The organism is Prosthecobacter sp. (assembly GCF_014879935.1).
GTDB lineage: Bacteria > Verrucomicrobiota > Verrucomicrobiia > Verrucomicrobiales > Verrucomicrobiaceae > Prosthecobacter.
Window position 1 is genome coordinate 50,717 of sequence record NZ_JACSRD010000163.1, and the last position, 22,766, is coordinate 73,482.

Genomic DNA, 22,766 nt, shown 5'->3' on the forward strand with positions numbered 1-22,766 from the left:
CACACCTCTTCCGGGGCTGCTTGCGATGAACCTCTTCGTTCCCCGCATGAAAAAAGCCCTCCCCGCCTTGCTACTGCTCATCTCGAATGCCCTCGCCCAACTGCCCCAAAACTGGTCGCCGAATTTCCCGGTGGCGACAACGGTCGGCTCCATCAATGCCATCGCTGAGTCAGCGGACGCCTACTACGTCGGTGGGTCGTTTAGCAAGCTCGCGGGAGTCGCTGCGCAAGGCATTGCACGTGTGGACAAGACAACCGGCAGGGTGACACCTCTGGGCGCTGGATTGACGGGTGGCACGCTGATTGTCAATGCGGTGGCCGTCATGGGCGGTGACGTCTTCATCGGCGGCACCTTTACCGCTGTGGATGGCGTGGTCGCCAGTCGTGTGGCAAAGTGGAATGGCAGCACATGGTCAGCGCTCGGCAGCGGTGCCAGTGGAACGGTGAACGCCATGGCCGTGCTCGGCTCCGAGTTGTTCATCGGCGGCACTTTTAGCTCTGTGGGCGGCGTGTCACTGACTTCGAGGTTGGCGAAATGGGATGGCACGAACTGGCTGGCAGTGGGTGCAGGTTTTAACTCCACCAGCGTGCCCACGGGTGGCCTGGCAGTGGCGGGCAGCGAGTTATTCGTTGGCCGTGGCACGCAGGTGCAAAAATGGAACGGCACCGCCTGGTCGAATGTGGGGCCGACGACCGACACGATCAGCGGCATCGCCACGCAGGATGGCGTCAACGTCTATGTGGTCGGCAACAGCAGCTGCCGTCATTGGGATGGCTCCACCTGGACGACGCTGAAGACCTTTGATGAGTTTACCACGGAGATCGCCCTGCTCGGCACGGATGTGTATGTGGGCGGGCAATTCAGCAACTTCCTCGAACGCTGGGATGGCAGTGCTTGGCAAACCGTGGGAAGCAGCGGTGTCACTCAATACCTGACGATGGTCGTGCAAGTCGGGGGCGCGGTGTTTGTAAGCGGTGACTTCACGGTGACCGATGGTGTGAAAACGCCCAGCCTCGCCCGCTGGGATGGCAGCGCATGGTCTTCCATCTTCGAAGACCTCGATGGCGGCCTCAATGGCGAAGGCTACTCCATCGTCGAGCTGAATGACAAAATCTACGTCAGCGGCGACTTCACCACCGCAGGAAAGATCGCGGCCAATCATGTGGCCTGTTATGACAAGCCCACCAACACCTGGACCGCACTGCCGGGCAGTCCAGGTGGCAACCTCATCGCTCACAACGGAGAGTTGTATGCATACTACTGGGTCGATGAACCCGCGCCTCCGTATCACTTCAACGTCGCGAAGCTGACCGGCACCACTTGGACGACCATTGGCACGCTCGAGGGCACCTCGATGGGCACCCCCGCGAGCATTGGCGGAGTGCTCTACATCATTGGCAACTTCTCATCCGTGAACGGCACACCCATCAACCACATCACCAAATGGAATGGCACGACCTGGAGCGACGCGGGCGCAGGCATCACACTCAATGCCGACTCCATGGTGCAATCCATTTGCCAGGTGGGCAGCCAGCTCTATGCCTCCACATTCAACAATGAACTCGTGGGCCTGGATTGGATTCAGACCAGCCACATTCTGCAATGGAACGGCAGTGCCTGGGTCACGCACACCAGCAACATCACACCAGTCGTGCAATCGATGATCGCAATCGGCAATGACCTCGTAGTCGGAGGGCTCATTGATTCCATCGATGGTGTTCCCTGCGGCAACAACGTCGCCCGCTGGAACGGCATCACCTGGAGCGCCCTCGGCACGGGTGTGAATGGGGCTGTCAACGTGCTCAAATACACCCACGGCCTTCTTTATGCTGGCACGCAGGTGGACGATGAGTTCCTCCGCGAATGGAACGGCAGCACCTGGGAAGAAGTGGGCGGCGGCCCCAACTGGGACGTGTGGGACATCGCGGTGCTGGGCGATGAGTTGTTCATCACTGGTGGCTTTACCGAGGCCGGATGGAACTACGCAGAGTTCGAAGGCCCTGTTTATACCGCTACCAGCTCCAGCTACATCGGCAGCTACCCGCTCACGCCGGAGCTCGCCATTGAGCAACCGGTGAACACCAACCTCATCGACGGGAGTGCCAGCATCAACCTTGGACATGTCACACAAGGATTGAGCAGCGGTGCCTTCACCGTGACGATTCGCAGTGCAGGCACGATTCCACTGCTCGGCCTGGGTTTAACCAAAGATGGGGCCAACAGCTCCGACTTCACCATCAGTGCGATCCCCTCCGTGCTGGAGGACAACACCAGCACCACCTTTACCATCACCTTCACCCCGGGCGGAACGGGCACTCGCAGTGCGGTGCTGCACATCGACAGCACGGATGCGAATGAGAGCCCTTTTGACATCGCGATAGCAGGCGTTGGTCTGCCTGCTTCGGGAAGCGTCGATGATTGGCGGTTGGCATGGTTTGGAACCACCAGCAACACAGGAGATGCTGCCGACGCCGCCGATCCTGATGGCGACGGGCTCAAAAACCTCCTCGAATTCGCGCTGTTGCTCAATCCGCTGCAATCCAGCGCTCCCAACTTCCAGATCACCCAAACAGGCGGGAATCTCGAGTTCACCTACACACGCAGCAAAGCAGCCGTGCTCGCCGGAGTGACCTTTCGCCTTCCGTGGACTGACACGCTCAATAATCTCGACTGGAGCGAGCTGGGAAGCACCCAAACCATCCTTGCCGACGACGGAACGGTGCAAACAGTCAAAGCCACCGTGCCCGAAGGCAGCAGCGGCCGCCGCTTCGTGCGCTTGGAGGTGCAGTGACGTAAATCGAGCTTCCCAACTCGTTCATCACTCAGCACCCAGCGCAGGCAGCTCATCACACAACGCCAGCGCCTTCAGCGCCTGGCAGGTCGCGATGTAGGTGCTGTAGTGGTAGTTCCCGCGATACAGCGAGTGCATCCACCAGCGACCGGAGACGCGCTGCTCCTTCTTCAACCACGTCACGGCTTTCTGAAGGCGCTCATCTTTGGCTGGCACACCGCTTTGACGCATCAGCACGACGGCGAGCGCGGTCATGTAGGCATCGCTTTCGGGTTTGGCGGCATCGGGGAGGCCTGTGATGAGCTTTCGAACGGTTTCGCTGACTTCGAAGTGCCAGTCGTTGAGTGCGGAGAAGTCGCGCGTGCTCCAGCCGCCGTCGGCGTGTTGTTTGGAGGAGAGGAGCTTCAGTGCGGCATCGCGTTTTTCGGCGGAAACGAGTTCCGGCATGTAAAAGGCGAGTTGCAGGCTCAGAACGCGATCCCAGTCATTTTTCGGCTCGGCGGTGCGAAGCCACGTTTGGAGCTTTTCGACCTTCCCGAGTAGTTTTTCGTCCTTCAGGCCCGCGAGCCATCCGGGAGCGGCGGTGATGGTGCGTGCGGCTTGCAGCGAGAGTTCGAAGTCGGTGGTGATGTGCGGGATTTCGACCTCGCCATGGCTTACGAAGGCTCCGCTGGCCGCCTGGCGCTCAAACATGTCGCGGATCGAGCGCTCGGTGTGCTCGCTCGTTTTGCCGGTGAGATGTTTGTCCCACTCCGCGAGGCCCAGCGAGCGCCACACGGCCGAAAAAGCGCCCGGCATGTGTTTGTAGCCGCTCTTCGTGGCCGTCTCCTTCACCTCTTTGACCTCTTTCGGCACGAACTCGATGAAGTCCGCCACGATCTCCTCGCTCGGTTTGCCGAGCTGCGGGATCAAAGCCGGCCGCTCGCTGAGGTAAGGCCCCGTTGTGTGGCAGTTCACACAGCTTTTTTCACGCACCCAGCACGTCGAGCCGTCATCGAGATACTGCACCGCCGCCTTGATCGACTCCGCGCCGAACTGCGTCACGCGCGGCTCATCGGCGGTGGGGATGCTCACCTTGATGTCGCCGGATTCGTATTGAAACGCGGGCTTCGGTTTCGGCGCGGGCGTGGTCGCGGCCAAAAGGACCGAAGGGACGAAAAGGACGGCAAGGACGTGTTTCATGCGGCAAGAGATACGGGCCTTCCGGCCTCATCATTCCTCACCATCATAATACTCCAGCGGACCGCCGCGAATGAGCTGACTCCCCGGCGAGCGCACGAGCCACTTGCCACTGTCCGGGTAGTGGCAGGATTCGCCGATGGGATTGTCGGCGATGACGTAGAGGATGAGGTCGGCATCGCTGTTGTTGATGAGCTGGTGTGGCTCGCCGGGTTTGAAGAGGAAGGCGTCGCCGGTTTCGATGGGTGTGATTCCTTCCTCATGCCGAACCTGGCCGGTGCCGGAGATGACGTGATAAAACTCCCACTGCGCACTGTGCGAGTGAAACGGATACGGCGTTTGGCCCGGCGGGATGCGCAGGATCTCGACATCGAAAGGATGGCGCTGCATCAAGTACGTCGAAAGCGGTTCACGGCCAAGCGCTTCGGACACTTCTTTGCTCGCGCCGCCAAACTTGCCCTTCGGCGAGGTCCAGGTGTGTTCTTCGAGGGTGTGGGTGTTGATCTTCTTCATGGAGAAACGTTTACGGCAGGTTCAGGCGAAACACGTCATCGCTTTCGGGAGCTTCGCCGTGTGGATACTCGTTGCGGATGATGCGCTGAAAGCTCAGACGGTTCAGCAGCCTGATGGAGCGCTCGTTGCGCCTGTCAGCGGTCGCGTAGAGCGCGGTGACCGCAAAGTCGTCGTGCAAAACACGGATGACCGCGCTGGCAGCATCGAAGGCGAGTCCGCGCCCCCAGTACGCGGGGCCGAGGATGTAACCGAAGTCGCCAGTGCCGTCGGTATTCACGGATGCCTGCATGAAGCCGGCGCACGCACCGCTTTCATGCGGGAAGATGATCCAGTTCAGCCAGCGCTCCGCGCCATCCGGCGAGAATGTGGTCTCGTAGCGCCGGTAGCGCTCCTCCAGCTCTTGCTGTGAGGCCGGCGGCTGTCGGTCGAGGTGTTCGTAAATGCGCAGATCGCCCAGGAGCACGAACATCTCCGCCGCATGCGCCACACGCACGGGTTCCAATCGCGACAATGACGTGTGGATGAGTTTCATGCGGCGACTATGCGAGTCACAAACCACTCCACCGAAGCGGAAAGCGTGTGCGCGCCGAATTCGTCGTGCAGCTCGATCTGCACGGTGATCAAGGCGCGGCCTTTGGCCTCCAGTTCGCTGCGCAGGGACTCGATGCCATCCAGTGCGGACACGGTGGAGGTGAGGCGACCCTTCGCGGGCTTGCGAAATTTCGACTCCAGCCTCCTCACGACCGGCACGATGCCCGCCATGTCGCCGATGGCTCGCAGCAAGAACTCACCACTCGATGCCTCGGCCAGCGCGAGTTGGGCGCTCGCATGAACGGTGCCGAGATGGTTCAGATACTGCGGCCCGGCGGGCAGTTGCAGCACTTTCGCGGGATCGTCCGCGATTTGCAGGCCGACATGCTGGTTAAAAGGGAGTTCGATGACGCTATGCATGAGAAGGATCAAAGCGGTTTGTGCATGCAGAGCCCGGCGCCGGCCTCCGGCACATACACAGCCTGCTCGAAGCCGGCGGCGGCGTAGATGCGGCGGGCGTGATGGTTGTTTTCCTGCACTTCGAGGGTGAGGCGGCAGCAGCCGAGTTCACGCGCACGCGTGGCGATGGTGTCCATGAGGCGTTTGCCAATGCCGCGACCGCGTTGCGCGGGCTGCACAAAGTAGTCCATGATGTAGAGCAACCGGCGCGCCGCGAAGGTGGAAAAGCCGAGAAAGCAAATCGCGATCCCGACCGCCTCGCCATCGGCGTAGGCCAGAAAAACGTGCGTCGTGGGATGCTGGCGCAGGCCGGGGATGAGATCACGACGCGCGGCATCAGACAAAGAATGCCCGTCGCCCATCGGATCGGCCGAATAGGCATTCAGCAGACGCAAGGTGTCTGCCGCATGGTCTTCGCGGATGAGATTGGCTTCGAGGGTGAGGATGGATGCGTTCATGGGGTTTCTGGCTCGGGAGTGATTGAGTCGCCCACGCGGATGACGCCATGGCTCAAGATGTCCGCTCGCAGGCCACCACGGTGGGCGAGCGGTTTCAGCAGCGCTTGGCCGGTCACTTTGTCCAAATGCGTGCATGGCGGGCAGAGGCGGATGCCCTCGATGAGCACGCCGCCGATGCGGAAGCGCTTTCCGACGAGGTCGTTCAGTTGCACACCCTCGGTGACGATGTTGCGGCGAGCTTCAGCGGCACTGAGGCCGAGTTCTGCCAGCACTTCGCCTTCGATCAGCGTGAGTTCGCGACCGGGGCCTTTGGGTTCCCAATCGCTAAAAGTGCCGCAGCCTTCAAAGTAACGATCTCCGACAAGCCCACGATGTGCAGACGCATGCGACTCGTTCACCGCATGTGGCAGCACGGTTGCCGCTGGACTGATGTAAATGGCAGACACTCGCGCAGGCATGCGCCGATGATGGCCGCCGCACGAAACGGCGCAAGGGCCGCGTCATTTTACTGGCGCAGCGGGATGGCGCTGGCGGATCTCCGACGTGTCGAGCACCTCGCCGCGGAGGTTTTTGAATTGGGCGGTGATCGTCGGAGCTCCGGCACGCAGCGTGAGCAGCAGGTAGTGATCCTCGCGGGCGTTGAAGCGGGAGTGCGGGTCTTTGTAGAGATCGCCGTCGCCTTTGAGGCAGGTGTTGAAGTAGGGCAGGCTGTTGAACTCGGCGCGTTCGGCGAAGTAGCCGTAGCCGGTGAAAACGGCGCTCGTTTGCTCAAAGAGCGGCAGCCAGGCCTTCTGGTCGTAGCCACGCATGAGCGAGTTTTGCTCGTTGTTCAGCGTGAGCACGAAATCGGCATCGGTGCGGGCCGCTTCGCGGGCAAACCACGCGTGCTGCTCCGATCCGGCGGTGATGGGATGATTCGTCTGCCACGTCGTGCCTTGATCCTTCGTGTGGCTGGCATCGAGAGCGAGCAATCGCAGGCGGAAGGCCGGAATGTCGAAGCGCCAGCGCCACTCGACATCCGGCAGCGCGAAGAAATCGCGGTAGGCCGTGGCCTCCACATCGTAAACCGCATGCGCAGGCGGCTTCGGGCCGCGCGAGGTGATTTCGCGGTCGTGATTGCCTAAAATCGGCATCAGCGGCGTGGAGCGAAAAAGCTCGCGATGCTGGTCGATGAGCGCGCTGAAGGCTTTTGTGCCTTCGCGACCTTTTCCGTGCAAATCGGGCACGTTGTCGCCGAGCGTCACGAGCAGATGCGGATCGTCCTTCATCAGCGAAGCGAGGTCTTTGCCCTTCGCGAAGCCCCAGTCGCCCACCATCGCGAGGCGCAGTTCCTTCGTCGGATAGCCTTTGAAGCGAAACACCTCCGACGCATCGCCACCGCTGCGCACGCGGTAGTGATAAACCACGTCCGTCTGCTCCAGCGGGATCTCGATGTGATGCAGCGTGACCGCCTCCGCGGCCTTCACCTGCTTCCCAAGCTCCGCGCTGGTGCCAAACTCGACCACCGAGTCGCCCGGCGTCGCCGTTTCCCAGTTGATGACGATCTTCGAGGGATCATTCGAGGCATGCGTGAGCCACACACGCTCGATCGGCGCGGCGGCGAGGCTGGTGGCAAGGAGGAGAAACAGCGGGCGGATCATGAGAAGGGAAAGTCTTGAGTCATACGCCAGATGCGCGAAGAAACTCGACTGCAATCACCACCATGCCCGAAATCCCGCATCAACCCCTCGGCGAAATCGTCGCCAACTGGCGCGAGCCTCCGTTTCCGGCCCGCGAGGTGATGCACGGCCGTTTTTGCCGCCTCGAGCCGCTCGATGCCGCAAAGCATGCGCGGTCGCTTTTCGATGCCTACGCGCTCGATCTGCATGGCTCTGGCTGGACTTACCTGCCTTACGGGCCGTTTGAGGTGTTTGAAGACTTCCGCGCCTGGCTGGAGCAGCAAAGCAGCACACGCGATCCGCTTTTCTTTGCCAAAGTCGATCCTGCGAGCGGCGAAGCCATCGGGTTAGCGAGCTACCTGCGCATCTCGCCTTCCTGCGGCAGCATCGAGGTCGGTCATCTGCATTTCTCGCCGAAACTCCAGCGCACGCCCGCCGCCACCGAAGCGATGTTTCTCATGATGCGCCACGCCTTCGAGCTCGGCTACCGCCGCTACGAGTGGAAGTGCGATTCCCTCAACGAAGCCTCGCGCAAGGCCGCGCTGCGCCTCGGCCTGTCCTTCGAAGGCATCTTCCGTCAGGCGACGGTGCGCAAAGGCCGCAATCGCGACACCGCCTGGTATGCCACCATCGACAAAGAGTGGCCCGCGCTGCGTGCAGCCTTCGAGCAATGGCTCAGTCCGTCGAATTTCGATGAGCAGGGGCGTCAGCGCGTGAGTTTGGCATCGCTGACACAGCCGATTTTGAATCCAGCTGTCTGCGCCTGACCCTTCGCGACATCATGGCTCGACGCGATAGTGGAGAAGCTCGCGGGTGAGGGGCGAAATGCTGTCATCTGGCTCTTGATAGCTCAAAAGAGCCTCTTGCAGCGGATCGTTCGCGGCCTCGGGCGGTGTGTCACGAATCATGAAGCTGAGGACGAGCACGGCCGCGATACCCGCTTCTGCCATCGCCACACGGGACCAGGTGATGAAGCGCGGAGGGACGCGGCGAAAATGCGCCTGCCACTCGCGCCGCAGGTCGTCCGGCATGGCGGGTGGATTTTCACGCGGCACGCGAGGGTGCTGCTGCTCGATGAGCCGCTGCGATGGGGGGGATTCTTCTGGAGCCTGCGGGTTCATGACGGATCGAGAAGGTGACGTCGGATGTGGAGGAGCGCCTCATCGAGCGAGTCGCGCAGACGACGGCGGCGTGTGGCTTCGGAGCTGCGGGGATCGATGTGCAGGGCGCTCATGAGACGGGCATCGGCGATGAGGCTGGTGTGAGTGTCTGTAGAACGAAGGATGAGACGATCAATGATTTCCCACTGGGCGGCCGTCAAGAGGCGTGCGCAGTGATCCCATACGTCCTGGAGGTCGAATTCCATCGCGCATGCCGCGTCGGCGGCCTCCTGATCATCGGAAACGAGGATCGCATCGCGTTTCAGCGCCGAGAGATGCCTCACATGATCCACCGCGCGGCGTCGAGCGATGGTTTTGACCAGCGGTGGCAATTGCTCCGCGACGAGCAGACCTTGGAGAGGACCGATGAGCGCCGCGAGCACCTCGGAGAAGACATCTTCGGCCTCCGCCACGCCCGCGCCATGAATCACCGGCATGGCGAGCGCGCGCAGCACCGGCATCGCGGCTGACCACGCGGCGTTTTCATGAAGGCGCAGGCCGCGCAGGTCCATCAGCGGCTCGTCGGGCTGCCAGTTCGCATCATGCCAGAGCTGCGAATCGTTTTTCGCCGCGCGTTCAGCCGCCACGCGCTGGAGGGCACGCTGACGGCCATGGCGCTGCAAAAAGGCACTGATCTCGATCGCGGTGGCGCGAGGTGGCAGTTCGTTCATCGCGTCGCACATGACCTCGCGAGCAATCTCCGCGGCCACGGTCATCGGCACGATCACGCCATCGCGTGGCTGGTGCGCCCAGAGCACACAGTCATGCCAGAAGCCCTCCGGGCCCTGTGGAGGCTCGGAGGGCGTGGTGGAGGTGGCGGACATGAGTCAGCAGCGGCTTCCGTGTTATCTTACTCGGTGAAGCTGAGGTTTTCCGGCTTGCGGCGCGGCGCGGGTTCAGCGGCGGTGGCAGTGACCGGCACGGAGCTGTCCACGATCTCAAAGGTCAACCCGCTCACCCACATGCGGCCTTTGCCAGAGAGCAGCACGCCGATGAGAAAACTCTCCGCGTGCTGCGGAATGTCAGCGACGATGGACACCTCCGTCCAGTCGGACGTGCCGCTCACGGTGCGCTTGTCCATGTTGTCGATGATCAGGGTGCGCTTGTTCACGTCATCCACGCGCATCCAAAGTCCTGCGCCACGGCCGGTGACATCGCGTGTTTTGACATAGCCTTTGAAACGGACGCGCTTGCCGAGGTAGTCCGCCGCGATGAATCCCTGCGTCATGGTGCCAAAGCCGCTCGCGTTGCCTTTGATCGACTCGATGAACACCGAGGGCTTGCCTTCGCGGGTGACCTCGGAATCGACTCCGCGCCTGTACTCATCCATTGGCGTGCCGCCCCAGCCTTTCGGCGGCGGCCCGTCTGCGGCGTGGAGATTTGAGACGACGAGGAAGCTCAGCGTGAGGACGCCGAGCAGACGATGGAGGGATGATGGGCGTGGGTTCATGGTGAAAGGAGCATTCAGAGGCTCCACCTCATCACGTCGGAATGCTTGCGGTGCTTTTGCAAACTCACGCCAAAAAGAGGAGGGCCGCAATCGCGACACCGCGTGGCATGCCGCCATCGACCAAGAATGGCCCGCGCTCCGCGAAGCCTTCGAGCGATGGCTCAGTCCGTCGAATTTCGATGAACAGGGGCGTCAGCGAGTGAGTTTGTCATCGCTGACACGAGCCGCGTGAAACCTCGCGGCAGCGCCACCGCGCTCGATGGTTCGAGGTTTTCCAGCATGCCCTGACTACTTCTTCGCCACTGCGGTCACGCGAACGCGGATCGGGTTCGAATAGACGATGAACGTCGCCTCTTTGGCCGCGGTTTTGGCGGTGAGGTCTTTGACGGCCTTGTCTGCATCCGTTTTGGCCTTGTCGGCGGCTTTGACCGCATCGGTGGCTGTTTTGACGAGTTCGGCCTTCTTCGGCGTCGTGTCGGCGTTGGCGGCATCGAGCTGCTTTTTGGCGGCGGCTTGGGATTCGACGGCTTTTTTCACATCAGCTTCGGCGGTGCCCAGTTCTTCGAGATTTCGACGCACTTTCATCTTCGCCGGACCTTGCAGGATGAAGCCGTATTCGCCCGGAGCGAGCTTCAGTGTCTTCACATCGAGCGTGAACTTGCCTGTTGCGGCTTTCGCCGGGATGTCGGCCTCGGGAGCCTTCGCGGCGTCGATCAAGCCGAGGGCCTTCAGCTTGATCGCATCGGGAAACTCGGCGTGGCGTGTGACTTTGAGAGGGATTTCGAGCTTTCCGTCGGCGGGGACTTCGAGGATGTCGTTCTTCTCGGTCTGAATGAGCGCAGGCGTGCTCAAGGTGCTCACGCCGATGGCTGGCGGCCCTGTGCGACGTGAGAGCAGGTTGTCACGTGTGGCGTCCTTGATGTCGAAGCTCACATAGGCCGACTTGGCGAGGCTCGTGACGAGTGCAGCGCCCGCTGGAGCATCGGGAGTGGCCTGGAAGGCCATGTAGCCGAGTGACTGGCCTTTGCCGATGAAGCCACCGAGGCTGATGAGACCGGCGGGCAGTTTGTCGGCCTTGAGTTCGATTGCTTCGCTCAGCGCGTTGCGATTCAGCACGGCCACTTCGAGCGCCAGGATGCCGCCGCGGCAGACATTCGCGCTGCCGACCTCGCCCGTTTTGGCATTGGCGGCTTTCGGCAGCGTGGCGTTCATCGCGATGAGTTCTGGAGTCTTCGGCGCACCGCTCGAAACGCGCAGTTCAAACGGCTGCGTGGTCGCAAAGGCATCGTTGAGCGTGATGCGAAAGGTGCCATCAACCTTCGCCTCATACGCGTAGGAGGGATCGCGGTTCGGAATCGCGCTCGCAACACTCGGCGCGGGCGAAATGGCTGGTGCGTCGGCCACTTCAGCCTGTGCGGTGATCGTGCCGTCGGGTTTGAGGTTTTCGATCACGAGATGCGGATCGGTGTCGTGGCCGAGTTGATGCGAGAAAACTTCGACGACAAACCTGTCTCCAGCTTTGAAGGGCATATCGTAAGTCCAGGCGGCTGATGGAACAAAAAAACCGCGGCGAACATCGCCAATCTTGAGTTCCTGCCTCATCACGCTGGGCATGATCCGTGGTTCTTCTGCTTTAGCCTCCTCCAATGCGCCGAAGAAGCCGTAGTCGTCGCCTGCGCGATGCATGAGCTCATGCACTTCCATGCGATACGTGCCGTCAGCAGGCGGCGTGAAGTTCATCCTGCCGCGCTTCAAGCGCGCCAGTTCGCGCCCTTTGCCGTCGCTGATCGCGCCAAGCACTTCCGCACGCGTGTCGGCCTTCAAGCCGAGAAAAGTCGCTGTGAGTGACTGGCCCTTTTTCGCCTCGAACGTGAACCAATGCGGAGTGGTGGCCTTGAAAGCACCGCTGATGGCCGAATTGACCGCGAGCTTGAGCGCTTTGTCGGGTTTCGCGTTCGTGCCGGGCGATTCGACCACGACATGTGGCGTCACGACGAACACACGCGGGTTGCTGACACCGTAGCGGCCGACAAAACGCAAATCGTGCGCCCCTGCGGGCAAATTAGCCGGAAGTGCGACACTGGCCTTGGTCGTCGTTGAAATGCTGATCGAGCGGTCTCCGATCAAAACAGCCGCAGGACCATCGAGATCCGTGCCACGAAGCGTGAACTCGACCGTAGCACCTGCCTTGCCGCCGAGCGGCGAGATGCTGGTGAGCACTGGGGAAGGAAAAGTGGCCTGGGAAAAGGCGCTCGAAGCGATGGCCCCGCAGAACAACATGCTGAGCATCGCAAGGCGCGGCAGCGTCTTGGGGTGCTCCAGCCCTCTGGAGCTTTGGGCAGGCCGGGAGGCTCCCGAAAAGCGCTGGAGGACCAGCGCACTCCAGGACGCTGTCGCGCCGTTAAGAGTGCCAGGGTGTGCAAACGTGCAGCGATTCATGGTACAATTCAGTTCTTCCATTTCATGGAGGCGGACGAGGACGTCCGCGCTCCGCATGAGGCGGCGCTTCCTGATCAATGATTGAACAAGAACTCCTTCGTGTTCAGCAGCGCCCAGAGAATGTCTTCATAGGCCTCCTTCTTGCCCTTGAAGGCCTCATCTCCAGTTTTGCCGGCGGTCTTCTTTTCGAGATGCGCGTGGGCGAACTTCACTTCGTCGGCATTCGGGTCACGACTGAGGGCGATGTGATATAGGTCGGTGATCTTGTCGTCATCGGGGCGTGTGTCCTTCGTCAGCGTGTCGGCGCGGCCGTTACCACGAGCGAGCTGGGTCTGGATGTCGGCGGCATTGAGCAGATGCAGGCTTTGCGCGAGGCTGGCCTCTTGCGTGCGTTCGCACTCGCAGGCGCTGGATGAATCCGGGCGACCGAACACACTGAGGAAGTAGGTGCTCTGGTTGTAACTGTTGTCGGGCAACGCCACGGCGCGTGTGCCAGGAGCCTGCCCGGCAAAGTTGCTCTCCACATCGAGCAGCGTGTTCACCGCGTCGTAGAGCACCTCGGCGTTGAGGCGTTTTGGGTAGTAGCGGCTGAAGTTCTGGCGGTCCTTGGCGTTGTGCGCGTTCGGCACGGCGCTGAGTTGATAAGTCGTGCTCGTGACGATGTTGCGGATGAGCTTCTTCATGTCGTAGCCGCTCTTGATGAAGTCTGCGGCCATCGCACTGAGCAATTCGGGATTCACCGGCGGATTGGTCTCGCGCATGTCGTCCTCAGGTTCGACAAGGCCGCGATTGAAGAAGTGCTTCCAGTAACGATTCACCAGCGTGTGCGCGAAGAAGGGATTGTCCTTCGCGCGCATCCACTCAGCGAGCGAGAGACGCGGATCCTGCTCCGGTTTGAGCTTCAAAGCGGCACCGCCGAGGCTGGTAGGCATGACTTGCTCCTTCGTGCGGATGTTCTGCGTCTGCGCGATGCCGCGCTTGTGATAAATCATCTCCTCGCCGGTGAAGGACGATGGTTTGCGGGCCACATTCGCGAAGAACGCGGCGAAACCATAGTAGTCCTGCTGGCTCCACTTCTCGAAGGGATGGTGATGGCACTGGGCGCACTGCATGCGCGTGCCGAGGAAGAGCTGCGCGACGTCCTCCATCTGCTGCTTCTGCTCCTTGACCTGACGATACCAGGCGACGGGCGGACTGTTGTCGAGATCGCCCGATGCGGCGATGACCTCGCGCACGAACTGGTCGTAGGGTTTGTTGTCCGCGATGCTGTCGCGAATCCACTGCCAGAAAAGATAGGTGCCGCGGGCATAGACGGGCTGTGTGCGTTGATTGCGCAGCAGCGCGGACCACTTGTTCGCGAAGAACTCCGCGTAGTCCGGGCTCTCCAGCAGCCGATCCACGAGCGCGGTGCGCTTGTTCGCGTCCTTCGAGGCCATGAAGTCCTTCATCTCGCCCGCAGTCGGCAGGCGACCCGCGATGTCGAGCGTGACACGACGGATGAACGTGCCGTCATCGGCGATTTCCGAAGGCGGGATGCCGATGGTCTTCAGTTTCGCGAAGACGAGATCGTCCACGAAATTGCTCACCGGAGGCAAGGTGGCCACGGGAGCACCCAGCGGCACGGTGGCGCGGAACGTGGACACTTTGCCCTGATAACGCACCATCACCGCGACATCGCCGGGCAGGTCAAAGAGCTTCACGAGGCCCGTTTCGCTCGTTTCGGCCATCGCCTTCTCGTTTGCCTCATAAAGAGCGCGTTTCGTCACATCGCGCGTCGAGCCGTCGGTGTAGTGCGCAGTCACTTTGAGCTGCTGTGCGCCTTTGAGCGGCATGGTGAGCTTCGCGGGCTCCACGCTGATGCGGGCCATCTTCGGATCGGTGTCCTTGCCATACGGCATGCCCTCGCGAATCCAGCGCACGAGGTCGGCGTAGTCCTCGGAGTTCGGATCGAGCTTCTTGCCGCCGCCGTGGGGCGTTTGCGCGACGGCCTTCGTCAAAAGCAAACTCTGCTCCGGCGCCCCTGGAAACACACGACGTCCACGCGCTTCCTTCACGATGTGCTCGTAATCCTCCTGCGGTTCGAAACCGAGCAGTGAGAGCTTGAAGCCGTTCTGACCGCCCGCCTTGCCGTGGCAGCCGCCGCTGTTGCAACTGCCCTTCGTGAGGATCGGCACGATGTCGTTCGCAAAGTTCAGCGGACGCGGCGCATCAGCAGCAAACGCTGGAGCGGCGGCGAATGCGGCGAGGAAGGTGAGGCGTGGCAGGTTCATGGCGGCGAGAACCTACGGGCGAAAGGCGCAAGTTTTGTCGTTTCAAAACAAACTAGGCGCAACGATCACGCTCACACCAGCTCCGGCATCGGCATATTGCCATCCACCAGATACTGCGGGCGGCCGGTGAGGTCGGTGAGCGTGGCTTTGGTGACGTCGATGCCCATTTGTTTGTACAGCGTGGCAAAGACCTCGCCGAAGGCGACGGGGCGGTCGGTGGGCTCGCCGGCGTGCTTGTCGGTGGCACCGATGACCTGGCCATGACGCATGCCGCCGCAGGCTAGCAGCGCGGAGGCGACACGCGGCCAGTGATCGCGGCCGCCTTTGTCGTTGATCTTCGGTGTGCGACCGAATTCGCCCCATACGACGACGGACACATCTTTGTCGAGGCCGCGGTCGTGCAGGTCGGTGATGAGGGCGCTGAGACCGGCATCGAGCAGCGGCAGGTCCTCGCGGAGCTGACCGAAGTTGTTCGAATGATAATCCCAGCGGCTGAAGGCGAGTGTCACGACGCGTGCGCCAGCTTCCACGAGGCGGCGTGCCATGAGGAAGTGGCTGGTGAGGCGGGGACCACCGTCGTCGCGGTTGCGGTTCTCGCCTTTGCCATAGCGCTCGACGTTGCGCGGGTCCTCGCGGCTCAAATCGAGCGCGTGCAGCAGTTTCGGGCTCGTGAGCACATTCAACGCCTGCTCATTGAAGACATCCACACCGCCCATGAGGCCGGTGGCGTCGAGATCGCGGCGCAGTGTGTCAAAGCTGGTCAGCAGCGTTTTGCGGTCGCCGAGACGATCGAGTGTGATGCCGTTCAGCGACATGTCCTCCGTGCCGCCGCCGCGATTCGGCTGGAAGGGCGCATGCGCGACGCCGAGGTAACCCGGCTCACCGGTGCGCGCCCAGGGCATGTGGCCCATCTTTGGTGCGAGACCGACGAAGGCCGGCATCGCCGGATTCACGCTGCCTTGCAGTTTCGACACGATGGAACCCATCGACGGCCAGCCACCAGGTGGTTGACGTTTCGCACTGCGACCCGTGAGGCACTGGAAGGCGTCGTGGCCCGGATCGCAGTCCGCCAGCGAGCGGATGATGGTGCATTTGTCCATCATCTTGGCGAGACGCGGCAGATGCTCGCAGATCTGGATGCCGGGCACGTTCGTGGAGATCGGTTTGAACTCGCCACGAATCTCGCTCGGCGCGTCCGGCTTCAGATCAAACATGTCCTGATGCGACGGACCACCTGGCAGGAAGACCATGATCGTCGCCTTGTGCGACTTGCCGGTCTTTTGCACGAACTCGGCACGCAGCACGTCATTCAACGACATGCCGCCCATCGCGAGGCCGCCGATCTTGAGGAAGTTGCGACGCGACACGCCATCGCAGAATCCGCCGCTGGATTTGGAGTAGATCGAGAGCATGGCCGGGTGAGGTGGTTGGCGCAAACCTACGAGGGCACTGACAGCTCTCTTGCTGCCGGGTCGTTGAGTTCAACACATGAGCGGACTGATCGGACACACGATGTATGGCCTTCTCGCGGAGAAGGCGGTGAAAAGCCGCGGCCTGCCCGTGGCGTCGTTGATCGCGAAACATCGCGCCAGTTTTCTCTGCGGTGCCTACCTCGGTTGCGACATCCAGGTGATGCCGGAGGCCGTTTGTGTCGATACGGGGCGCGAAGTGGGCTTCGGCACGGTGCCGCTGGAAAAAAGCCCGATCACGGGTGGTGCGGTGCGGCCGTGGGTGCTCGTGCATGACGGGCAGATGTATCGTCCCCGGCAGATTCACGAGCTGTTCTACGGCCGGGCGCATCTTGTCTTCGGCTGGACGAAAGCGGATGTGGGCCTCCGCGTTCCGTGGGACCATCTCGCCGACTACTGCTCGCTCGCGATCCGCGATGACATGACGAGCGAGCGCGGCCTCGCCTATGCGCTGGGCTGGATGGTGCACATCGTCGGCGATTCGCTCATCAAGTCGATCCAGCCCGGCATCCGCATGCATTTGCTCGACGGCGTTTACACGCCGCGAAACCGCATCGTGCAGGATCAGTTCACGTTTCACGCCATCGGCGGCGAGTTGGGCATCGACTGGCCGAAAACCTTCGCCGACATGGCGGCGACGCCGATTGAGCCGTTGCAACCGCACTACATGCGCATCGGTGAGAAACGCGGCAAACTCGGCGCGACCTTCGCTGACGGCTGGAAGCCCGAATTGCAGCCGCTACTGGCCGCCGTGCTCGCCGAAAACCGCCGCTGGCTGTCGAATCACACGCAGGACGTGCTGCGCGTCGTCACGCTCATCGACGGCAAAACCAGCGATGAGGCGAAACGAGTCAGCGGCGGCCTCGAACACGCAAAGATGCTCGAAATCGCCGAAGCTGCCGGCATGCGGCGAACGCTTGTCACCATCGCCGAGCATTGCGCTGATTTGATCGAACAAGTCGTCATGCAGTTGCCGGAGTGGCGTGGATTGAAGCGCACGCCGGATGACGAATGGGATGCTTTGAAAAGGAAATGGAGAGTCGAGTGAGCGCGAAGCGTCTTGGAGTGCTCCAGCCCTCTGGAGCTTCTCGCAGGCCATGAGTCGCTCGAAAGCGGCGGAGGGCCGCCGCACTCCAAGACGCTTCGCGATAAATCACACCAGCCCATTGATCGGCGATCCCATGTAAAGCGTGTGCGGGCGCTGGGCGAAGTCCTTCCAGATGGTCTCGCGTGGCAGGCCGAGGGCTTCGTAGATCGTGGCGGCGAAGTTTTCCGGCGTTTGCGCATCGCTGATGGGATAGCCGCCGATCTTGTCGGTCTCGCCGATGACGCGGCCGCCTTGGATGCCACCACCGGCGAGCAGGATGCTCTGCGCGTGGCCCCAGTGATCGCGACCGGGCAGCGCGGTGGCTGAGATGCTTTTGATCTTCGGCGTGCGGCCAAATTCACCGGCCATGACGATGAGCGTCTCATCAAGCTGGCCGCTGGCGTCGAGATCCTCGATCAAGGCGCTCACGGCCTGGTCCATCGGCGGCAGCAGGAAGTTCTTCAAATTCGGCCACGCGGCCTGATGCGTGTCCCAGGTCTCGTTGTTGCCGAGGTTCACCTGCACGAGGCGCACGCCGCTCTGCACGAGGTTTTTCGCCATGAGCAGCGACCAGCCGAAGCTGTGGCGGCCGTAGCGGTCGAGCAGCTTCGGATCGACTTTCTCCAAGCTGAAGGCGTCATGCACCTTGCGGTTGCTTAGCAGCCCGATGGCGGCCTGACGCGTGGAATCGAAAGCCTCATCACCGGCGAGCCGCGTGAGGTTTTCCGTCTGCTTTTCGAGTGAATCACGCAGCGACACGCGGTCCATCACACGATCGAGCGTCAAACCCTGCGGCAGCGAGAGATGCGGTGCCTGAAATTTCAGCGTGGGGTCTTTTTCAAAGCCGCGCTCGTGATGAAACAGGTAGCCAGGATACGCGCCGTAGTGCTTTGGATGATACGGAGACATCTCCAGGAACCACGGGTCATGCTGCGAGCCGAGCATGCCGCCGAACTGCCCCGCAAGCGTGCGCCCCTCGCGATGCACGAGCTTGTCCGGCATCACGATGGCGGGCGGCAGGTTGTCCTGGCGCTTCGGCAGCAGGGCGGTGGCCAGCGCGGCCATGCTGGGGTAGTCGGACTTTTGCGGCTTCGCCGGGCTGAAGCCCAGCGGCGCGTCACTGCGACCCGTGAGCATGATGTGATGCCCCAGCGAGTGATCGCTGCTGCCATGCGTGAGCGAGCGCACGAGCGACCACTTCTTCGAGATGCGCGCGAGATTTGGCAGATGCTCGCAGATGTGCAGGCCGGGCGTCTGCGTGCGGATGGGCTTGAAGTCGCCGCGATACTCCATCGGCGCGTCCGGCTTCATGTCGAAGCTCTCATGCTGCGCCAGACCGCCGCTGAGGAAGATGTAGATCACCGACTTTGCGCGTGCAGGCTGCGTGCCTGCCGTCATCGCTTGCAGAGCGCTGAGATGATTCATCCCGAGGCCCAGCAAGCCGACCGCACCCGCCTGAATCACTTCACGGCGGGAATAGGGATGCGCTGGATGCGGCAGGGACATGCGCGTGGGAATACGCCCTGCCGCCGGCAAGCCTTTCCGCGACGGCCTACTTGCGATTCCAGGTGCCCAGCTTGGCCTTGTACTCGCTGGCGGGGGACTCAGGCGAAGTTTTGCGCAGCACCTGGGTGACCACCATCACGCCATCCTTGATCTCCACCCGTAGATCAGCCTGATCTCCCTCTTTCAGGAAAAGGCCTTCGGCAATGGTCGTCGCAACGGGATACATGTCCGCCCCTAGACGCTGCATTCGTCAAAAGCAAGCCACGTCTTCTGCTCACACCAGCTCCGGCATCGGTGACCAGCCATCGACGAGATATTGCGGACGACCGGTGAGGTCGTTGAGCGTCGTCTTCACCGTGTCGATGCCCATGTGCTTGTAGAGCGTGGCAAAGACCTCGCCGAAGTGCACGGGGCGTTCGGTGGGTTCGCCGCCGAGCTTGTCGGTGGCACCGATGACCTGCCCGGTGCGGAATCCACCGCCGGCGAGCAACGCACCGCCGACACGCGGCCAGTGATCACGGCCACCGTCCTTGTTCACGATCGGTGTGCGGCCGAATTCGCCCCAGGCGACGACGGCGACGTCTTTGTCGAGACCCCGTTCGTGGAGATCCTCGACGAGAGCGCTCATGCCTTGATCGAAGAGTGGCAGATGGCGCAGGAGCTGCGGGTAATTGTTGTCGTGGAAGTCCCAGCGGCCGAAATTCAGCGTCACCACCCGTGCACCGGCTTCCACGAGACGACGTGCGAGCAGGAAGTGCTCGAGATTAAGCGGAGCACCATCGCCGTAGTTCTTCGGATCGCCCTTGCCGTAGCGTTCACGTGTTTTGGTCGTCTCCTTGCTCAAATCGAGTGCGGTGAGCAGCTTGCTGCTGGTGAGGACGTTCAGCGCCTGCTGATTGAAAGCATCCATGCTGCCGACAAGGCCGCTGGCGTCGATTTCACGGCGAAACTTGTCGAAGCCAGTCAGCAGCGAGCGACGATCTTCGAGTCGGTCCAGCGTGATGCCATTGAGCTGAAGGTCTTCCACCCCGGCTCCATTCGGACGGAAGGCAGCGTGCGTGTTGCCGCAGTAACCCGGGTGCCCCGGCGAGCCGTAGGGCGGATGTCCTGCCTTCGGCGCGAGACCGACAAAGGACGGCACAGCAGGATCGGCCTGGCCTTTGAGCTTTGAAATGACGGAGCCGAACGACGGCGGATCGGAAAGACGGCCCACAGGCGCCGCACCACCGTTCGGAGGCGGCGGCTTGCCGGTGTAGCAGATGAAGCTGTCATGCGCGCCGTTCGGTGAGCCCCACATGCTGCGGATGGGCACCAGCTTGTCCATGATCCTCGCGAGACGCGGTGCGTGCTCGGAGATGTGAATGCCGGGGACGGCGGTCTTGATGGGCTTGTAGGGGCCGCGGATCTCCAGCGGCGCGTCCATCTTCAAATCATACATGTCCTGATGCGGTGGCGCGCCGCAGAGGTAGATCATGATCACCGACTTGAAGCTGCGCCCTGCCTTGGCCTCTGCTTCCGCCTTCAAGAGCTGCGGCAGCGACAACCCACCCATGGCGAGGCCGCCAATGCGCAGGAAATCGCGACGCGAGACGCCGTCGCAGAATTTGCCGTGGGATTTGCCGGAGAGGGTGAGCATTGGAGTGCCAAAATAAGCATCCAATGTGCCGGAACTATCATCAAAACCGCGTTAAGTGCCCGTCATGCGCCGCACGCTTCTATTCTTCATGTCCCTCACCCTTGCCGTCTCCGCCGCTGATTTGAAATGGTCCCCACTGCCGCCGCTGCCTGACGAACGAGGCTTCGCGGGTTCCTTCGCTGGTGTGAGCGGCGGGGCGCTCATCGTGGCAGGGGGCACGCATTTCATCGACAAAATGCCATGGGAAGGTGGCACGAAGCTCTGGTATGACACGGTTTACTTTCTTGACGAGCACATGGGTGTATGGCGTCGCGGTCGGAACCTTCCAAAGCCGAATGGCTACGGTGTGAGTATCACCACGCCGGAAGGGCTCGTCATCGTGGGCGGCGGGAATGCGACGGAGCACTTCCGCGACGTGTTCTGGATCGACAACAAGGTGGAGCTGGCACCGCTGCCGAAACCCTGCGCCTTCATGGCGGGCTGTGTGCTTGATGATGTGATTTACATCGCCGGCGGCATCGAAACGCCCACAGCGACGAGTACGATGAGGACGTTCTGGTCGCTCGATTTGAAGAAGACCGATGCGTCATGGCAGGAACTGCCACCTTGTCCCGGCAAGCCACGCATTCTGGCCTGCATGGCCGCAGCGGATGGTGCGGTGCATTTGTTCAGCGGTGCGGCTTTGCATGCGGACAAGGATGGCAAAGCCGAACGCGAGTGGCTGAACGACGCATGGCGCTACAAACCGGCCACCGGCTGGGAAAAACTGCCCGACATGCCGCGTGTGGCCGTTGCGGCTCCGAATCCTGCTCCGGTGGTCGATGGCAAAATTCTTGTCATCGGCGGTGATGACGGTGCGAACGCGAACTTCGAGCCCAAATCGAAGCATCCCGGCTTTCCTCGTGACATCCTGGCTTTCGACCTCAAAACGCAGTCGTGGTCAAAAGCAGGCGAGGTGCCGTTCTCACTCGTCACGACGAACGCCGTGCTGTGGAAGGGCCAGATCGTCATCCCCGGCGGCGAAGCGCGACCGGGTGTGCGATCACCGCAGGTGTGGCAGGCTCCGCTGAAATGATGACCTTCCGGGCTTGAAACCTGAAACGTGAAACTCCAAGACTGGCTGCATGTCCCGCAGCATCCTGATCACTGGCGCGAATGGCGCGCTAGGCCTCGCCATCGCCGAGTATTTCCTCACCAAGGAGGCGGACTGCCGTGTGTTTCTCGGTGTGCGTGAGAGACGTGATCGCGCCGAGGAGCTAGCGGCGCGTTTTGCGGACCGTGCGGAGTTGATCACGCTGGAAATCACCTCGCCGGAGGCTTGGAAGACTGCTTTGGCGGAAATTGCGGGCAAAGGCACGCCGCTGGGCGTTTTGATCAACAACGCCGGTTTCCACGAGGACGCGCTGCTGGCGAACATGAGCGCGGATCAGTGGTCTCGCGTGCTGGATGCGAACCTGAACGCGGTTTTCCACGGCTGCCAGGCCGTGCTGCAGGGGATGATGCGGGAAAGGCAGGGGCGCATCATCAATATCTCCTCCCTCAGCGCCATCTCGTCGCCCGCTGGCCAAACAAACTACGCGGCGGCCAAAGCGGGCGTGATCGGCCTGACGCAGAGTCTCTCCAAAGAAGCAGCCCGCATGGGCATCACGGTGAACGCGGTGTGCCCCGGCTACATCGAGGGTGGTCTCCCGGCCGACTGGACCCCGGAACATCTGAAGGCGCTGAAAATGCAGCTCCCCATGCGCCGTTTTGCGAAACCTGCCGAGGTGGCGGCGGCGGTTTTCTTCCTTGCCAGCGCAGAGGCGAGCTATATCACTGGATCGACCCTCAAAATCGACGGCGGCCTCCTCTGATACCGCCTTTTCCCCGTCCAAAACGTATTCCCAGCATGCCCACACGCCAGCGCCTCAAGGTTCTTCTCATCAGTGAACTGATGCTCGACATGAAAGAGGATGAAATTGGCGATGACACCCCGCTTTTCGGCCCGGCAGGCATCGGTCTGGATTCCGTGGACGCGCTGCAGGTCGTGGTGATGATCGAGAAGAATTTCGGCTTCAAGATGGCCGACCAGGAGCAGGCCAAACGGGTGCTGCACAGTGTGAACACGATCGCCGAGGCCCTGGAGAAGCAGGCGGCGTGACCCCGATCCCCTTCCCCCGG

At 61.8% G+C, this 22,766-nt stretch carries 22 protein-coding genes and 1 pseudogene; 7 read left to right on the forward strand and 16 right to left on the reverse strand.

Annotated features, from left to right (window positions below):
• The first annotated feature begins 46 nt into the window (after positions 1-46).
• Positions 47-2,791: a choice-of-anchor D domain-containing protein gene (locus IAE77_RS15925; protein ID WP_294228245.1), complete on the forward strand. Its 2,745-nt coding sequence runs from the start codon at positions 47-49 to the stop codon at positions 2,789-2,791.
• 27 nt (positions 2,792-2,818) lie between these two features.
• On the opposite strand, the gene IAE77_RS15930 is transcribed toward IAE77_RS15925, so the two are convergent.
• Genes IAE77_RS15930 through IAE77_RS15960 form a run of 7 tightly spaced genes read right to left on the reverse strand, consistent with a single transcriptional unit; the run spans position 2,819 to position 7,571 of the window.
• Positions 2,819-3,973, reverse strand: a complete 1,155-nt coding sequence (locus tag IAE77_RS15930) for a prenyltransferase/squalene oxidase repeat-containing protein (protein WP_294228247.1) — start codon at positions 3,971-3,973, stop codon at positions 2,819-2,821.
• A gap of 30 nt (positions 3,974-4,003) precedes the next feature.
• A complete protein-coding gene (locus IAE77_RS15935; RefSeq protein WP_294228249.1) occupies positions 4,004-4,483 on the reverse strand; it encodes a cupin domain-containing protein in 480 nt (159 codons plus the stop codon).
• Between the two features lie 10 nt (positions 4,484-4,493).
• Positions 4,494-5,015: a GNAT family N-acetyltransferase gene (locus IAE77_RS15940; RefSeq protein ID WP_294228251.1), complete on the reverse strand. Its 522-nt coding sequence runs from the start codon at positions 5,013-5,015 to the stop codon at positions 4,494-4,496.
• Positions 5,012-5,434 (reverse strand): DUF4442 domain-containing protein, encoded by a 423-nt coding sequence (locus tag IAE77_RS15945; protein WP_294228253.1) that lies wholly within the window; start codon positions 5,432-5,434, stop codon positions 5,012-5,014. The genes IAE77_RS15940 and IAE77_RS15945 overlap by 4 nt, the downstream gene beginning before the upstream one ends.
• Before the next feature lie 8 nt (positions 5,435-5,442).
• Positions 5,443-5,931 (reverse strand): GNAT family N-acetyltransferase, encoded by a 489-nt coding sequence (locus tag IAE77_RS15950; RefSeq protein ID WP_294228255.1) that lies wholly within the window; start codon positions 5,929-5,931, stop codon positions 5,443-5,445.
• A complete protein-coding gene (locus IAE77_RS15955) occupies positions 5,928-6,389 on the reverse strand; it encodes an MOSC domain-containing protein (protein WP_294228257.1) in 462 nt (153 codons plus the stop codon). The genes IAE77_RS15950 and IAE77_RS15955 overlap by 4 nt, the downstream gene beginning before the upstream one ends.
• A gap of 42 nt (positions 6,390-6,431) precedes the next feature.
• On the reverse strand, positions 6,432-7,571 hold the full coding sequence (locus IAE77_RS15960) for an FN3 domain-containing metallophosphoesterase family protein (RefSeq protein WP_294228259.1): 1,140 nt from the start codon (positions 7,569-7,571) through the stop codon (positions 6,432-6,434).
• Between the two features lie 62 nt (positions 7,572-7,633).
• Between IAE77_RS15960 and IAE77_RS15965 the strand changes: the two genes are divergently transcribed.
• A complete protein-coding gene (locus IAE77_RS15965; protein WP_294228261.1) occupies positions 7,634-8,356 on the forward strand; it encodes a GNAT family protein in 723 nt (240 codons plus the stop codon).
• A gap of 12 nt (positions 8,357-8,368) precedes the next feature.
• Here the strand turns inward: IAE77_RS15965 and IAE77_RS15970 are convergent, their stop codons facing one another.
• From IAE77_RS15970 to IAE77_RS15980, 3 genes are read right to left on the reverse strand one after another with little or no spacing between them, the layout of a single operon-like run.
• Entirely contained in the window at positions 8,369-8,710 is a 342-nt protein-coding gene (locus tag IAE77_RS15970; RefSeq protein WP_294228263.1) for a hypothetical protein, read from the reverse strand.
• Entirely contained in the window at positions 8,707-9,573 is an 867-nt protein-coding gene (locus IAE77_RS15975; RefSeq protein WP_294228265.1) for a hypothetical protein, read from the reverse strand. Before IAE77_RS15975 ends, IAE77_RS15970 begins: the two co-directional genes overlap by 4 nt.
• A 26-nt stretch (positions 9,574-9,599) precedes the next feature.
• On the reverse strand, positions 9,600-10,199 hold the full coding sequence (locus IAE77_RS15980; RefSeq protein ID WP_294228267.1) for a hypothetical protein: 600 nt from the start codon (positions 10,197-10,199) through the stop codon (positions 9,600-9,602).
• 82 nt (positions 10,200-10,281) lie between these two features.
• On the opposite strand from IAE77_RS15980, the pseudogene IAE77_RS30925 reads away from it, so the two are divergent.
• A pseudogene (locus IAE77_RS30925) lies at positions 10,282-10,431 on the forward strand (GNAT family N-acetyltransferase); the annotation flags it as partial.
• Between the two features lie 56 nt (positions 10,432-10,487).
• Here IAE77_RS30925 and IAE77_RS15985 read toward each other — a convergent pair.
• From IAE77_RS15985 to IAE77_RS15995, 3 genes are all read right to left on the reverse strand, one after another.
• Positions 10,488-12,638 (reverse strand): hypothetical protein, encoded by a 2,151-nt coding sequence (locus tag IAE77_RS15985; protein WP_294228269.1) that lies wholly within the window; start codon positions 12,636-12,638, stop codon positions 10,488-10,490.
• Positions 12,639-12,712: 74 nt separating this feature from the next.
• Positions 12,713-14,908: a DUF1549 domain-containing protein gene (locus IAE77_RS15990; protein WP_294228271.1), complete on the reverse strand. Its 2,196-nt coding sequence runs from the start codon at positions 14,906-14,908 to the stop codon at positions 12,713-12,715.
• A 71-nt stretch (positions 14,909-14,979) separates the two neighbouring features.
• Positions 14,980-16,320 (reverse strand): DUF1501 domain-containing protein, encoded by a 1,341-nt coding sequence (locus tag IAE77_RS15995; protein ID WP_294228273.1) that lies wholly within the window; start codon positions 16,318-16,320, stop codon positions 14,980-14,982.
• 76 nt (positions 16,321-16,396) lie between these two features.
• Here IAE77_RS15995 and IAE77_RS16000 point away from each other — a divergent pair, with 76 nt between their 5' ends.
• Entirely contained in the window at positions 16,397-17,425 is a 1,029-nt protein-coding gene (locus tag IAE77_RS16000; RefSeq protein WP_294228275.1) for a hypothetical protein, read from the forward strand.
• A 105-nt stretch (positions 17,426-17,530) separates the two neighbouring features.
• Here IAE77_RS16000 and IAE77_RS16005 read toward each other — a convergent pair whose 3' ends face one another.
• From IAE77_RS16005 to IAE77_RS16015, 3 genes are read right to left on the reverse strand one after another with little or no spacing between them, the layout of a single operon-like run.
• Positions 17,531-18,970, reverse strand: a complete 1,440-nt coding sequence (locus tag IAE77_RS16005) for a DUF1501 domain-containing protein (protein ID WP_294228277.1) — start codon at positions 18,968-18,970, stop codon at positions 17,531-17,533.
• A gap of 46 nt (positions 18,971-19,016) precedes the next feature.
• Positions 19,017-19,196 carry a hypothetical protein gene (locus tag IAE77_RS16010; RefSeq protein ID WP_294228279.1) on the reverse strand — a complete coding sequence of 60 codons (180 nt, stop codon included), beginning with the start codon at positions 19,194-19,196 and terminating at the stop codon, positions 19,017-19,019.
• A 48-nt stretch (positions 19,197-19,244) separates the two neighbouring features.
• Entirely contained in the window at positions 19,245-20,606 is a 1,362-nt protein-coding gene (locus IAE77_RS16015; RefSeq protein WP_294228281.1) for a DUF1501 domain-containing protein, read from the reverse strand.
• Positions 20,607-20,694: 88 nt separating this feature from the next.
• Between IAE77_RS16015 and IAE77_RS16020 the strand changes: the two genes are divergently transcribed.
• From IAE77_RS16020 to IAE77_RS16030, 3 genes are read left to right on the forward strand one after another with little or no spacing between them, the layout of a single operon-like run.
• Positions 20,695-21,681, forward strand: a complete 987-nt coding sequence (locus tag IAE77_RS16020; protein ID WP_294228283.1) for a hypothetical protein — start codon at positions 20,695-20,697, stop codon at positions 21,679-21,681.
• A 49-nt stretch (positions 21,682-21,730) separates the two neighbouring features.
• Positions 21,731-22,459 (forward strand): 3-oxoacyl-ACP reductase FabG, encoded by a 729-nt coding sequence (gene fabG / locus IAE77_RS16025; RefSeq protein ID WP_294228285.1) that lies wholly within the window; start codon positions 21,731-21,733, stop codon positions 22,457-22,459.
• 35 nt (positions 22,460-22,494) lie between these two features.
• Entirely contained in the window at positions 22,495-22,746 is a 252-nt protein-coding gene (locus tag IAE77_RS16030; RefSeq protein WP_294228287.1) for a phosphopantetheine-binding protein, read from the forward strand.
• The last annotated feature ends 20 nt before the right edge of the window (positions 22,747-22,766 follow it).